This window comes from Microbacterium sp. NPDC055357 (assembly GCF_053644835.1).
Genome location: NZ_JBSHLZ010000009.1, coordinates 105,000 through 121,079, shown reverse-complemented (window position 1 = coordinate 121,079; position 16,080 = coordinate 105,000). Strand labels below are relative to the sequence as shown.

5 protein-coding genes are annotated in these 16,080 nt (G+C 69.4%); 4 read left to right on the top strand and 1 reads right to left on the bottom strand.

Going from position 1 to position 16,080, the window contains the following annotated elements; genetic code table 11:
• Positions 1-383, bottom strand: a 383-nt coding sequence (locus ACWICD_RS12195; RefSeq protein ID WP_454140317.1) for a hypothetical protein, incomplete at its 3' end; no start/stop codon positions are given.
• An 84-nt stretch (positions 384-467) separates the two neighbouring features.
• On the opposite strand from ACWICD_RS12195, the gene ACWICD_RS12190 reads away from it, so the two are divergent.
• The 4 genes from ACWICD_RS12190 (at position 468) to ACWICD_RS12175 (ending at position 16,067) form a co-directional block, all read left to right on the top strand.
• Complete coding sequence (locus ACWICD_RS12190) at positions 468-1,043, top strand: DNA-3-methyladenine glycosylase I (RefSeq protein ID WP_376128306.1); 576 nt, start codon at positions 468-470, stop codon at positions 1,041-1,043.
• A 330-nt stretch (positions 1,044-1,373) separates the two neighbouring features.
• Entirely contained in the window at positions 1,374-3,719 is a 2,346-nt protein-coding gene (locus ACWICD_RS12185; RefSeq protein WP_376128304.1) for an ATP-binding cassette domain-containing protein, read from the top strand.
• Positions 3,720-3,847: 128 nt separating this feature from the next.
• Positions 3,848-9,895: an Ig-like domain-containing protein gene (locus tag ACWICD_RS12180; protein ID WP_454140316.1), complete on the top strand. Its 6,048-nt coding sequence runs from the start codon at positions 3,848-3,850 to the stop codon at positions 9,893-9,895.
• A gap of 97 nt (positions 9,896-9,992) precedes the next feature.
• The gene (locus tag ACWICD_RS12175) at positions 9,993-16,067 is read left to right on the top strand and encodes an Ig-like domain-containing protein (RefSeq protein WP_454140315.1); all 6,075 of its coding nucleotides are present in this window, start codon (positions 9,993-9,995) and stop codon (positions 16,065-16,067) included.
• The last annotated feature ends 13 nt before the right edge of the window (positions 16,068-16,080 follow it).

The following is a 16,080-nucleotide window of genomic DNA, read 5'->3' as shown; positions in this document are numbered from 1 at the left end:
CCGGTGACGGCGGACTCCACGAGCGAGAGCGAGAGGAAGCCCTCTTCGGCACGCTGCCACAGCATCGGCAACCGGGTACGCGCGTCACGGACCAGCCGGGCCACATCCTGCACCGCCCGCTCGGACAACTGCAACCGCAACGCGATATCGACGATCACGGCACGCTCGGCCAGATTCGACCCCGCCCGGCCCTCGACCGACGTGTACACGTACGGGTGCCGCACCGCGGTATCGATCGCCTCGACGATACGACCCGCACGAAGAGCCAGACGACGATTCGCGTCCATATGGTCGGCCAGCGCAGCATCCAGAAGATGACCCAAGATCTCTTCGGCGGGCAGGCGCACCGGTGTCACTTCTTCGGGATACGGGTCCTCCGCCATGCCCCCAAGTGTAGTACAAAGCTACGACACAGGGAAGGGTTCACTCGAAAGGAAATGCGAACAGAGGCATCGTAGAGTCGAACGATGACAGCCGACACGATGACGGGAGTCGACGGCCGTGCTCGGTGCGCGTGGGTCGGTGCGGACGCCGAGTACGCGCGCTACCACGACGAAGAATGGGGCGTGCCCCTGCACGGCGACCGGCGCTTGTTCGAGAAGATGGCGCTCGAGGGATTCCAGGCAGGGCTGTCGTGGATCACGATCTTGCGCAAGCGGCCGAGGTTTCGCGAGGTCTTCGCCGGGTTCGATCCGGCGGCCGTCGCGCAGTTCGATGAGCGCGACGTCGAACGGCTCATGGCCGATGCGGGCATCATCCGCAATCGCGCCAAGATCGAGGCCACGATCTCGAACGCGCGGATCGTGAGCGAGATGGATGCCGGTGAACTCGACGCGCTGATGTGGTCCTTCGCGCCCGAGCCGGGCACGCGTCCCGACTCCCTCGCCGACGTTCCCGCGATCACCGCCGAGTCGACGGCGCTGAGCAAGGAGCTGCGCCGTCGCGGCTTCCGGTTCGTCGGCCCGACGACGATGTACGCACTCATGCAGTCCGCCGGCATGGTCGACGACCACGTCATCGGCTGCTGGCGCGCTCTCCCCTGACAGCGAGACCGCATCCGCACGCCGAGACCGTGGGTAAACCCCGCAGTCTCGGCGTGCCGTTGCAGTCTCGCGGTCACGTGGTCGAACCCACGCGGCGGGCGCGGACCCACGGGTGGGCGCGGGCGCGGACCCACGCGGCGGGCGCGGGCCGGACCCGTGCGGCGGTCGCGGGCCGGAGCCGTGCGGCGGTCGCGGGCCGGACCCGTACGGCCGACCACGGGCCGTCCCGCACGGCCGACCCGCACGGTCGACCCGCACGGCCGACCCGCACGAATGAGGACGCGGAGTGTCCGGGGTGTGCGGCACAATGTAGCCGACTCGAGGGGGACCATGTCCGACAAGCACGTCGCCGATTCGCACGAAGTCATCCGCGTCACGGGAGCACGCGAGAACAACCTCAAAGATGTCAGCGTCGACATTCCCAAACGCCGCCTCACGGTCTTCACGGGCGTGAGCGGCTCGGGCAAATCGTCGCTCGTGTTCGCCACGATCGCGAACGAATCGCAGCGCCTCATCAACGAGACCTACCCGACCTTCGTGCAGCAGTTCATGGGGCAGCTGAACCGCCCCGACGTGGATGCGCTCGAGAACATCAGCCCCGCGATCATCGTCGATCAGGAACGCATGGGTGCGAACTCGCGCTCGACCGTCGGCACGGCCACCGACGCGCAGGCGATGCTGCGGATCCTCTTCAGCCGGCTGGGCCAGCCGCACGTCGGCCCGCCCCAGGCATTCTCGTTCAACGTCCCCTCGGTCTCCGGCGCGGGCGCCGTGACGATCGAGAAGGCGGGCAAGCGCATCAAGGAGCGCAGGTCGTTCGAGATCACGGGCGGCATGTGCCCTGCCTGCGAGGGTCTCGGCGAGGCGAGCGACGTCGATCTCGACGAGCTCTTCGACCGCACGAAATCGCTCGCCGACGGCGCCATCACGATCCCGGGATACAACGTCGACGGATGGATGGTGAAGGGGTACACCGAGTCCGGGCTCCTGGATCCGACGAAGCCGATCGCCGACTACACCGAACAGGAGCTGCAGGACTTCCTCTACAAGGAGCCGACCAAGGTCAAGATGTCCGGCATCAACGTGACCTACGAGGGACTCGTCCCGAAGATCACGAAGTCGATGCTGCAGAAGGACCGTGACGCGCTGCAGCCGCACATCCGCGCGTTCGTCGAGCGCGCCGTGAAGTTCATGCCGTGTCCGGCATGCGGCGGGACGCGCCTCAACGACGGGGCGCGCTCGTCCAAGATCCGCGGGATCAGCATCGCGGATGCCGCGGCGATGCAGATCACGGATCTCGCTGCCTGGCTGCGCACGGTCGACGATCCCGAGGTCGCGCCGCTCATGGAGGGTCTGCGCAGCACGATCGACTCCTTCGTCGAGATCGGACTCGGGTACCTCTCGCTCGACCGCGCGTCGGGGACGCTGTCGGGCGGAGAGGCGCAGCGCACCAAGATGATCCGCCACCTCGGGTCATCGCTCACCGACATCACCTACGTCTTCGACGAGCCGACCGCGGGCCTGCACCCTCACGACATCCAGCGCATGAACGATCTGCTCCGGCAGCTGCGCGACAAGGGCAACACGGTGCTCGTCGTCGAGCACAAGCCCGAGGTGATCGAGATCGCCGACCACGTCGTCGACCTCGGTCCCGGCGCCGGCCGCGCCGGCGGCGAGATCCGGTACACGGGAGACGTCGCGGGGCTCCGCGCCTCGGACACGATCACGGGACGCCATCTCGACCACAGGGCACGGCTCAAGGACGCGGTGCGCACGCCGACCGGTGCGCTCGAGGTGCGCGGGGCGGCGCAGCACAACCTGAAGAACGTCGACGTCGACGTGCCGCTCGGGATCCTCACCGTCGTCACGGGTGTCGCCGGCTCCGGCAAGTCCTCGCTCATCCACGGCAACCTCCCCGCCTTCGACGACGTCGTCGTGGTCGACCAGGCGCCCATCAAGGGCTCACGCCGCTCGAGCCCCGCGACGTACACGGGCCTGCTCGACACGATCCGCTCGGCGTTCGCGAAGGCGAACGGCGTCAAGCCGGCCCTGTTCAGCGCCAACTCGCAGGGCGCGTGCCCCGCGTGCAAGGGACTCGGCGTCATCATCACGACGCTCGGCTTCACGCAGAGCGTCGAGACGCTGTGCGAGCTGTGCGACGGCACGGGCTTCAGCGACGACGTGCTGGAGTATCGGCTGGACGGCAAGAACATCGCCGAAGTGCTCGCGATGTCGGCATCCGAGGCGGCGGAGTTCTTCACGAAGGGACCGGCGCACACGGTGCTCGCACGCCTCATCGACGTGGGCCTCGGCTACATCACGCTCGGTCAGGCGCTCAACACGCTCTCGGGCGGAGAGCGGCAGCGACTCAAGCTCGCCATCTCGATGGCGAAGAAGGGGGCCGTCTACGTGCTCGACGAACCGACGACGGGCCTGCACCTCGCCGACGTCGACAACATGCTGGGGATGCTCGACCGGCTCGTCGAGGCGGGCAACTCGGTCATCGTCATCGAACACCACCAGGCGGTCATGGCGCACGCCGACTGGATCATCGACATCGGGCCGGGAGCAGGTCACGACGGCGGTCGAATCGTCTTCGAGGGCACGCCGGCCGACCTCGTGGCATCCGGTGACACCCTCACCGCGCGGCACTTGAAGGAGTACGTCGCGCGGTGACCGATGGGGAATCATCCCCATGTCCGCGATTCCCGGCTCGGAAAACCCCCGGTTAGGCTGATCCGGTCACTCGTCTGCGAGCGACCCGATGCATCGCGTCGGCAGTGCCCTCGGGGGAGGCCCATTCCATGAAGTCGGTCGCGTGGCTGCGCGCGCGTCCGCGCGCTTTCGCGTCGGCCGGTGTCGTGACGGCGTCGGCGGTCGCCCTCACGACGATGGCCTTCGTCTACCAGGGCTTTCCGACGACCGAAGTCGACCTGCACGACGGCGGGGTCTGGGTCACGAAGCAATCGAGCCTGCTGGTCGGCCACATCAATCACGAGTCCCAGGTGCTGGACGGCGGTCTGCGCACGACGACGAGCGACTACGACGTGCTGCAGTCCGGCGACACCGTCTTCCTCGTCAACGACACGGATGCGACCCTGACGACGATCGACCCCGCGATGGTCGTGCTCGCAGACTCCGCACCGCTGCCCGCCGGGGCGCAGACGGCACTCGGCGGCCCGACCGTCTCGATCCTCGACCCGGCCTCGGGCGATCTGTGGGTCGTGCCGGCGAAGGGCGTGGGTGCGTTCAAGGTGCAGGGCACGGACCCGACCGTCTCACTCGGCAAGGGCGCCGCGTCGACGGTCGGTGTCGACGGCACCGTCTACGGCGTCTCGGTCGAGACCTCTGAGCTCGTGACGATCCCGGTCGACCCGCAGGGCACGCCCGGCGACCCGCAGCGCTCCGCCCTCGACGGCATCGACACCACCAGCACCGCGAGCGTCACGGCCGTCGGCACGACCGCCGTCGTGCTCGACACCGCCTCCGGCACGATCTTCACGTCCGCCGGCCGGAGCACGGTTCTCGACGACGGCGACACCGCGGTGCTGCAGCATCCGTCCGCAGCGACGGATGCCGTGACGGTGGCGACCAGGTCAGCGCTCGTCCGCGTCCCGTTCGACGGCGCCGCACCGACGGTCGTCACGACGACCGCGGGCGCCCCTGCCGCGCCCGTTCACATGGAAGGCTGCGCGTACGGGGCGTGGGGTGGTTCGGGCGCGTTCGTGCGCGACTGCGTCGGCGAGGAGCACGACCTCCAGGCCGACATCGACGGCCTGGAGGACACGGCGGTGCTGCGGTTCCGCACGAACCGCGACGTTGTCGTGCTCAACGACATCGTCGGCGGCGCTGCATGGATGGCGAGCGCCAGCCTGCAGAGGGTCGACAACTGGAACGAAGTGACGCCGCCCGAGAGCGACGAGGAAGACAACGAAGAGACCACGGAGGAGTCGGTCGAGACGACGCTGCCCGAGCGAACCGACGTCAATACTACGCCGGTCGCGAACGACGACGACTTCGGAGTGCGACCCGGTCGCACCACCGTGCTGCCGGTGCTCGACAACGACAGCGACGCCGACGGTGATGTGCTGACCGTCACCCTGCCCGAAGGCGACCCGGCGCTCGGAACCGTGCAGCCGGTCAACAACGGCGCCGGTCTGCAGATCGCCGTGCCCGAGGATGCGACCGGCGGGGACTCCTTCACGTATCGGGTCGATGACGGTCGCGGGGGGACAGCCACCGCGACGGCGCGGCTGAGCGTCCACGGGTGGGACGTCAACGCGGCCCCCGTGCAGAAGCGGATCACGGCGGTGACCGTCGAGTCCGGCGGCACCGTGTCGTACAACGTGCTGCCCGACTGGATCGACCCCGACGGCGACGATGTGTACCTCGCCCTCGCGACGCCCGCGGAGGGCGATGAAGCGGACTTCACCTCGGACGGCCGGATCACCTACCGCGCGGTCGGCGGCACGCAGGGGCGCAAGGACGTCGTCGTGCTCGTCTCTGATGGCGACAAGGTCGCCGAGGGCATCGTCCGGTTCGACGTGCGCCCCGTCGGCTCGACCGTGCCGGTGACCAACGCCGATCACGTCGTCGTGCGGGCGGGTCAGACGGCGACGGTCGCCCCCCTCGTGAACGACACGAGCTCGGGAAGCGAGCCGCTGCGCCTCACGCGCGTCGACGAGGTGAAGAACGCGACGGTGATCCCGGACTTCGCCAACAAGACGTTCTCGTTCACCTCCGACATCCCGGACACCTACTACGTGCAGTACCTCGCGTCGGCGGGTGCCAACGGGGTTCCGGGGATCGTGCGCATCGACGTGCTCGACGAGGCCGACACCGACCGTGCGCCCGTCGCGGTGCGTGACATCGCGCTGCTGCCCAGCGGCGGCGATGTGCTCGTGAACGTGCTCGCGAACGACTCCGACCCCGCGGGCGGAATCCTCGTCGTGCAGTCGGTGACGGTCGAACCGGACAGCGGCATCGCCGTATCCGTGCTCAACCACGAGACGTTGCGGATCACCGATCAGGCGGCACTGGCGCAGCAGGTGCGCATCTCGTACCGCATCTCGAACGGCGCGAAGACGGCGGAGGGTGAGGTCATCGTCATCCCGGTGCCCGCGCCGGAGCAGCTGCGCCCCCCGGTCGCAAACGACGATCAGGTGATCGTGCGCGCGGGCGACGTCGTCACGATCCCCGTGCTCGACAACGACTACCACCCGAACGGCGACAGGCTGCGCGTCGCCCCCGACCTCGTGGCACCGCTGGTCGATCCCGCCGACGGCGAGATGTTCGTCACCGAGGACACGCTCCGCTTCCACGCCGGCGACGAACCCAAGACGGTCTACGCCACGTACGAGGCCGTCGATTCGACGGGACAGAAGGATGCCGGATACGTCACGATCCAGATCCTCCCGGTGAACGAGGAGACGAACACCGCTCCCCGGCCGCGCGACCTCACGGCCCGCGTCCTCAACGGCGCGAGAGTGAAGATCGCGGTGCCGCTGGACGGCATCGACCCCGACGGCGACTCGGTCGAACTCGTCGGCCTCGCCTCGGCGCCCGGCAAGGGCCGCATCGTCGAGGTGGGCGCCGACTACATCATGTACGAGGCGTTCGGAGACGCGGCGGGTCTCGATTCGTTCGCGTACCGCGTGCGCGACTGGCTCGGCAAAGAGGCCACGGCTCCCGTCCGGGTGGGCATCGCGCCCGCCGAGGCGGTGAACCAGGCGCCGTACGCCGTCAAGGACTCGATCATCATGCGACCCGGTCGCTCTGTCGCCGTGCCGGTGACCGCGAACGACTCCGACCCCGACGGTGATCCGTTCAGCCTCGTCCGCGACGGCCTCGTGGTCCCCGACGTGCCGGGCCTCACCGCGACGGTCCAGGGTCAGCGTGTCGTCGTCACCTCGCCCGACGAACCGATCGAAACGTCGATCCAGTACAAGATCCGAGACGCCCGCGGTGCCGAGGCGACCGCCGTCCTGCAGATCACCGTCGACGAGGACGTTCCGCTCTCGCGGCCCATCGCGCGCGACGACCGCGTCCCGACGGAGAAGATCGACGGCGGCACCGTCGATCTCGCGGTGCTCGACAACGACGAGGACCCGGACGGCACGAAGGATGCGCTGACGGTCGAGGTCGACGCGGGTGCAGCGCGTGTCCTGGCCGACGGCCGGGTGCGTGTGACCCTCGCCGACGAGCGCCAGCTGCTCAGCTACACCATCACCGATGCCGACGGGCTCTCGGCATCCGCTTTCATCTTCGTGCCCGCCCTCGGCACGCTGCCCCCGACGATCATCGACACGGGAGCCGTCGAGGTCGGCAGCGGCGAGACGATCGAGATCCTCCTCGCCGATCACGTGCGCACGTCGGACGGGAGCAAGGTCGTGATCACCGAGGCGGCCAAGGTGTCGGCCGGGCACTCGAACGGTGCATCCCTCGTGAAGGACCAGACGACGCTCGTCTACACATCGGCCGACCGCTACTTCGGACAGGACGCGATCAGCTTCGAGGTCACGACGGGCACCGGCCCCGATGACCCGAAGGGCATCAAGGCGCTGCTCACGATCCCCATCACGGTCCTCCCGCCGGAGAATCAGCAGCCCACGTTCGTCAACGGGCAGATCGATGTCGCACCCGGCGAGGATCCGGCGTCGCTCGATCTCGCCGCCCTCACGACCGATCCCGATCCCGGCGACGCGGACAAGCTCCAGTTCACGCTCGTGGGCGGTGCGCCGAGCGGCTACACCGCCCGGATCGACGGGGGCACCCTCGCGGTCGGCGCGAGCGCCGACACGCCCAAGGGGTCGGGTGCGACGCTGAAGATCCGCATCACGGACGGCGACACGGAGCCGATCGAAGGCGCCGTGAGCGTCAGGGTCACGGCATCCACGCGCCCGCTCGCCACGGCGAACGACGACACCGTGCCCGAGGCGCACCAGGGCAAGACGGTCAGCGTTCCCGTGCTGGCGAACGATTTCAACCCGTTCCCCGATGAGACGCTCACGGTCACGACGGTGACGCTCGAGACGGGTTCCGGTCGGTCCGAGATCGCGGGCGATCAGGTGCGCGTCACGCCCGATGCCGACTTCTTCGGCACGATGGTCGTGCGGTACCGGATTCAGGATGCGACGAAGGATGCCGATCGCGAGGTCGACGGTCGCATCCGCCTGACGGTGCAGGGTCGCCCTGATGCGCCGGGTACGCCCACCGTGTCGAGCGTGCAGGATCGCACGGTCGTGCTGTCGTGGAGCCCGCCGCCCAACAACGGCGCCGAGATCGAGAAGTACGTGGTCACCTCGACCGCGGGCGACTACACGAAGGACTGCACGGCGACGACGTGCACGCTGGACCGCCTCACCAACAACGTCGAGTACAACTTCACGGTCGTCGCGGTGAACCGGGTCGGCACATCCGATGCGTCTCCGACATCGGCGACGGCGCGACCGGATGCCCGCCCCGACACTCCGAACCCCCCGGCGCTCGTCTTCGGCGACCGCAGCCTGCAGGTGTCGTGGGTGACGCCGTCGACGCCGGGGTCGCCCGTCGAGTCGTTCACGCTCGAGATCTCACCGGCCCCGCCGTCGGGGATCACGCAGAAGACGGGCCTCACCGGCACCTCCACGACGTGGGAAGGTCTCGAGAACGGCACGAACTACCAGGTGCGCGTGCGCGCCCACAACCGTGCGCCCGACCCGTCGAGCTGGAGCGCGTTCTCGGCCGGCATGGTGCCCGCGGCCCCGCCCTCGGCCGCTGCCGCGCCGACGACCTCCCGCCTGGACCCGGTCGGCGGGCAGGCGCAGATGCAGGTGGCGTGGGAGCCGCCCGCGGCGAACGGCGACGCGATCGACCAGTACCGGCTCAACGTCATCCGCGGCGGATCGGTCGTCAGCACGGTCACCAGCATCCCCGGCAGCGCCCGGTCGCAGGCGGTCGTGATGGCGGCATCCGAGACCGATTACACCTTCACGGTCGAGGCGCACAACAAGGCCGGCTGGGGCGCGGTCAGTCCCGCATCGGCTCCGCGCCGCGGGTTCACGCAGCTCGGAGCGCCGACGAACGTGCAGGCGACGACCCCCGCCGCCGACAGCCGCATCGTGGTCGACTACGGCGCCGCCGCCGGCAACGGCGCGCGGGCCGGCGAGATCGCCTACGAATACAACGTCGGAGGTGGCTGGCGCAGCGATTGGGACGGCCGCATCATCACGGCCGGCATCTCGAACAACTCCAGCTATACGGTGCAGGTGCGCGGCTACACGACGATCGACGGCGTCCGCTACGACGGTCCCCCCGCGTCGGCGCCCGCACAGGCCGCACCGTACGGTCCCGTGAACAACCCCGGGGTGTCCGCGCAGAACCTGGGCACCTCGGTGCGCGTCAACTGGTCGGCCCCCGCACCGAACGGGCGTGCGATCGCGGTGACCCAGATCAGCGTGAACAACGGCGGATGGCGTGATGTCGCCGCGAGCGGGTCGGAGACCCACGGCAACGGCTACCAGCAGACGCATTCGATCCAGGTGCGTTCGCGGGATGCCGCGGGCCAATGGTCGGCGGTCGTGTCGGCGAGTGCCCGGACCAACAACCCGCCCCCGCCGACGACCTGGTCCATCACGCCGCCGCCGAACGGCACGTGCGTGCAGCCCGACTTCAACTACAGCCGGTTCGGCAACGGCAACTGCTCCTCGTACTGGCTGCGCGCGAGCGACGGCCCGCAGACCGCGACGTGCTTCCGCGACTTGACCGGATGGGCGGTCGAGGGCGACACGATCTGGTACTGGCTTTCCGGGCGTGGCGTGTACATGAGTCGCAAGGGCGTGAGCGGCAGCGCGTCGGGGATGCCGGCATGCTGACGGCCGCCGGCCCGGAGCCGACCGGTGCGGCGAGGGTTAGGCTGTTCGAGTTGTTCGTGATCGCTTCACGCACCGCGCCCCGGGGGAGGCCGATTTCATGAAGTCGTTCGCTTGGCTGCGGGCGCGCCCGAAAGCACTCGCGTCGGGGGCTGTCGTCACGGTGTCGGCGGTGGCGCTCACGACGATGGCCTTCTTCCACGAGGGGCTTCCGACGACCGAGGTCGATCTGCACGACGGCGGTGTGTGGGTGACGAAGCAGTCGAGCCTGCTCGTCGGCCACTTCAACCACGAGTCCCGCGTGCTCGACGGCGCCCTGCGCACGACGAGCGACGACTACGACGTCCTCCAATCCGGCGACACGGTGCTCGTGCACAACGGCACCGACGCGACGCTGACGACCGTCGACCCCGCGATGGTGGCGCTCACGACGGCGGCGAGGGTGCCCGGTGACGCACAGGTCGAACTGGGCGGACCCACCGTCGCGGTCCTCGACCGGCCGTCGGGCGACCTGTGGGTCGTGCCGGCTGCCGCGGCAGGCTCCTTCGAGCTGCAGGGCACGGACCCGATCGCGTCGCTCGGCGCGGGTGCTGCCGTGACGGTGGGCGCCGACGGCACGGCGTACGCCGTATCGCGCACGACGGGCGAACTCGTGACCGTCCCCGTCGACCCCGACGGCGCGGCTCTCGATCCGGAGCACCGCGAGATCGCCGGCGTCGACGAGACGAGCGAGGTCAGCATCACGGCGGTGGGTGAGATCGCGGTCGTCCTGGATGCGGCATCCGGCACCGTGCACACCTCGACGGGCCAGTCCACCGAGATCGAGCGCGGCGACACGGGTGTGCTGCAGGAGCCGTCGGTCGCGACCGACGCGGTGGTCGTGGCGACGTCGTCGTCGCTGGTGCGGGTGCCGCTGGACGGGTCGGAGCCGACGGCGACGTCGTCCGGCGCGCAGGGCACCCCGGCGGCGCCGGTGCAGCTGCTGGGCTGCACGTACGGTGCGTGGTCGGGCTCGGCGGTGTTCGCCCGCGACTGCATCGGGACCGACAACGATCTCACGACGGAGATCGAGGGGGCGGATGCTGCGACCGTGCTGCGTTTCCGCGTGAACCGCGACGTGATCGTGCTCAACGACATCGTCGGAGGCGCGGCGTGGATGGCCAGCGACAGTCTGCAGCGCGTCGACAACTGGAACGATGTGACTCCGCCCGAGAGCGAGTCCGAGGAAGAGGACGAGCAGACGACGGAGGAGTCGGTCGAGACGACGCTTCCCGAGCGCACGGAGGAGAACACGCCGCCGATCGCCACCGACGATGACTTCGGTGTGCGTCCGGGCCGCACAACGGTGCTTCCCGTGCTCGACAACGACAGCGACCCCGACGGCGACGTGCTCACGGTGACGCTGCCCGACGGAGACCCGGGTCTGGGCGCGGTGCAGCCGGTCAACAACGGCGCCGGGCTGCAGATCGCCGTGCCGGAAGAGGCGACCGGGTCGGATGCCTTCGTCTATCAGGTCGATGACGGCCGCGGCGGCACGGATACCGCGACGGCGCGGCTCACGGTGCACGGCTGGGACGTCAACGCGGCTCCCGTGCAGAAGCGGATCACCTCCGTCACGGTCGAATCCGGCGGCACGGTGTCGTACAACGTGCTGCCCGACTGGATCGACCCCGACGGTGACGACGTCTTCCTCTCGGCGGTCGCGCCCTCGGAGGGCGATGAGGCCGACTTCACGTCGGACGGACGGATCACCTATCGCGCGGTCGGTGGCACGCAGGGCCGCAAGGACGTCCCGATCGTCGTGTCCGACGGCGACAAGGTCGCCGAGGGCGTCGTGCGCTTCGACGTGCGCCCCGTCGGCTCGACCATCCCCGTCACCAACGCCGACCACGTCGTCGTCCGCGCCGGCCAGACGGTGACCGTCTCACCGCTCGCGAACGACACGAGCTCGAGCCGTGAGCCGTTGCGCCTGACGCGTGTCGACGAGGTCGCCGGCGCGACGATCGTGCCGGACTTCGCCAACAAGACCTTCTCGTTCACGTCGGACATCGCCAAGACCTATTACGTGCAGTACCTCGCGTCGGCCGGCGCCAACGGCGTGCCTGGCCTCGTGCGCGTCGATGTGCTCGACGACGCCGATCTCGAGCGCGACCCGATCGCGGTGCGCGATGTCGCTCTGCTGCCCAGCGGCGGCGACGTGCTCGTCAATGTGCTCGCGAACGACAGCGACCCCGCCGGCGGCATCCTCGTCGTGCAGTCCGTCACGGTCGAGCCCAACAGCGGCATCGCGGTGTCGGTCCTCAACCACGAGACCCTGCGCATCACCGACCAATCCGCGCTCGGCGAGCAGGTGCGCATCTCGTACCGGATCTCCAACGGCGCCCGCTCCGCGGAGGGCGAGGTCGTCGTCATCCCCGTGCCGGCCCCGTCGCAGCTGCGGCCTCCCGTCGCGAACGACGACGAGGTCATCGTGCGTGCCGGCGACATCGTGACGATCCCCGTGCTCGACAACGACTACCACCCCAACGGTGACACGATCCACGTCTCGCCCGACCTGATCCCGCCGTTCATCGACCCCGCCGACGGTGAGATCTTCGTCTCCGAAGACACCCTGCGCTTCCGCGCCGGTGACGAGCCCGGCACGGCGTACGCGACGTACGAGGTCTACGACAGCACGGGACAGAAGGACGCCGGCTACGTCACGATCCAGATCCTGCCGGTCAACGAGGAGACGAACACGGCTCCGCGGCCGCGTGACCTGACCGCCCGCGTGCTCAACGGCTCCCAGGTGAGAATCGCGATTCCGCTGGACGGCATCGATCCCGACGGCGACTCGGTCGAGCTCGTCGGCGTCGCGAGCGCGCCCAAGAAGGGACGCATCGTCGAGGTCGGCCCCAACTACCTGACCTACGAGGCCTTCAACGAATCGGCGGGCCTCGACTCGTTCACGTATCGCGTGCGCGACCGGCTCGGCAAGGAGGCGACGGCACCCATCCGTGTCGGCATCGCCCCGGCGGAGGCGTCGAACCAGGCGCCGTATGCCGTGAAGGACTCGGTCATCATGCGCCCCGATCGCTCGGTCGCCGTTCCCGTGACGGCGAACGACTCCGATCCCGACGGGGATCAGTTCGGCCTCGTCCGCGACGGTCTCGTCGTGCCGGACATCGAAGGGCTCAAGGCCGTCGTCCAGGGGGAGCGCGTCGTCGTGACGTCGCCGCCCGTGCCGGTCGAGACGAGCGTGCAGTACACGATCCGCGACGCGCGCGGTGCCGAGGCGATGGCGGTCCTGCAGATCACGGTCGCCGAAGACGTGCCGCTGCAGCGTCCCATCGCCCGCGACGACCGGATCCGCCCCGAAGACATCGACGGCGAGACGGTCGACGTCGAGGTGCTCGCGAACGACGAGGACCCCGACGGCACGAAGGACGGCCTGACGGTCACGACCGACGCCGCGACGGCGCGGGTCGTCGGCGGCGACACGCTGCGGGTGACGCTCACCGACGAGGCGCAGCTGCTGACCTACACGATCACCGATCAGGATCGCCTGACGGCGTCGGCGTTCGTCTTCGTCCCCGGCCTCACGACGATTCCGCCCGTGCTCACGACGGTGCAGGGCATCGAGGTGGTCAGCGGCGAGACGGTCGAGATCCCGCTCGCCGAGCACGTGCGTGCGGCGGCGGGCAAGCGGGTCGTCATCACCGAGGCGGCGAAGGTGCAGGCGTCGAACGCGAACGGCGCGAACCTCGTGAAGGACCAGACGACGCTGGTCTACACGTCGAGAGACGGCTACTTCGGTCCGGATGCCATCACCTTCGAGGTGACGGACGGCACGGGGCCCGATGACCCGGCCGGCATCAAGGCGATGCTGACGCTCCCCATCACGGTCCTGCCGCCCGACAATCAGCAGCCCTCGTTCACGAACGGCCAGATGGACGTGGCTCCGGGTGAGGATGCCGCGACGCTCGACCTGCGTGCGCTCACGACGGACCCCGACAGCGGTGACCTCGAGCGCATGCGCTATCAGCTCGTCGGCGGTGCTCCGTCGGGGTTCTCGGCCTCGATCGACGGCGGCAGCCTCCTGGTGAGCGCGTCGGCCGGCACGGCCAAGGGCACGACCGTGACCCTCGCGATCCGCATCGCCGACGGCGAGACCGAGCCGATCGAGGGCAGCGTGACGGCGCGCGTGACGGCGTCGACGCGTCCGCTGCCGACCGCCAACGACGACACGATCCCCGAAGCGCACCAGGGCAAGACCGTGACGGTGCCCGTGCTCGCGAACGACTTCAACCCGTTCCCCGACACCCCGCTCAAGGTCACGACGGCGATCGTCGAGACCGGGGCCGGCACGGTCGATGTCGCGGGCGATCAGGTGCGCGTCACGCCGAACGGCGACTTCTTCGGAACGATGGTCGTGCGCTATCGCGTGCAGGATGCCACCGCCGACGTCGATCGTGAGGTCGAGGGCCGCATCCGTCTCACGGTGCAGGGCCGGCCCGACGCGCCGGGCACCCCCACCGTGTCGAGCGTGCAGGATCGCACGGTCGTGCTGTCCTGGAGCCCGCCGCCCAACAACGGCGCCGACATCACGACCTACACGGTCGAGTCGGTCACCGGCAACTACACCAAGGCCTGCGCCGCCACGACGTGCACCCTGGACGGCTTGACGAACAACGTCGAATACAACTTCACGGTCGTCGCGACCAACCGCGTGGGCGATTCGGACCCGTCGGCACCGTCAGAGACGGCCCGCCCCGACGCGCGGCCCGACACCCCGCAGCCGCCGACGCTGGTCTTCGGCGATCGGAGCCTGCAGGTGGCCTGGGTCACGCCGACGACCCCGGGATCCCCCGTCGAGTCGTTCACGCTCGAGATCTCGCCGGCCCCGCCGTCGGGCATCACGCAGAAGACGGGCGTGACCGGCACGTCGCTGACGTGGGACGGTCTCGAGAACGGCACGAACTATCAGGTGCGCGTGCGGGCGCACAACCGTGCGCCCGACCCGTCGAGCTGGAGCGTCTACTCGGCACCCATGGTGCCGGCGGCACCCCCGGCGGCTGCCGGAGCACCGACGACGGCGCGCCTGGAGCCGGTCGGCACCCAGGCGCAGATGCAGGTCGCCTGGCAGCCTCCCGCCAACAACGGCGACACGATCGACCAGTACCGCGTCAACGTCCTCCGTGGTGGTTCGGTCGTCAACACGGTCACGAACATCCCCGGCGGCGTGACGGCGCAGGCGATCGTCGTGGCGGCATCCGAGACCGACTACACCTTCACGGTCGAGGCGCACAACAAGGCCGGCTGGGGTGCGGCCAGCGCCGCGTCGGCGCCGCGCCGCGGGTTCACGCAGCTCGGTGCGCCGACGAACGTGCAGGCGACGACTCCCGCGGCGAACAGCCGCATCGTCGTGACGTACGGCGCCGCACCGGGCAACGGCGCGCGCGCCGGCGAGATCGCCTACGAGTACAACGTCGGAGGCGGCTGGCGCAGCGATTGGGACGGCCGCACGATCACGGCGGGGATCTCGAACAACTCCGCCTACACCGTGCAGGTGCGCGGTTACACGACGATCGACGGCGTCAGATACGACGGTCCGGCGGCGTCCTCCGCGAGCGCCGCACGCCCGTACGGCCCGGTCAACACTCCGGGCGCGGGGGCGACGGCCAGCGGCACGACGATCACCTACTCGTGGTCTGCTCCGGCAGACAACGGCCGCACGATCCAGGTCATGCAGATCAAGATCAACGGCGAAGCCTGGAAGAACGTCGGCCGCTCCGGAAGCGAATCGCGCGACCACGGTCACAGTTACACGGGCACGATCCAGGTACGGGCCTACGACACAGAGGGTCAGGTCTCGGCCGTCGCATCGAAGTCGGCGACGACCTCCGCGCCGCCGCAGGCGTCTGCGCAGACGTACAAGGGCATCCGGACCAACAGTCCGACCTGCACGTCTCAGTACTGCCACCAGATCGGCGTGACGGTGAAGAACTTCCCGGCCGGGAACTACGACATCGTCTGCAACCACACCAACGGCGGCACGGCGTTCGCGCGCTACCCCAACGTGTACCTCCCCGCGAACGGTTCGAAGGAGTTCACGTGCCACTTCGGTGGACTGTCCGGAACCCAGGCGTGGATCACGATCGTGGGCTGGGGCGACGCCGCACGCGCGAACTGGTGACCCCGATCGCTCC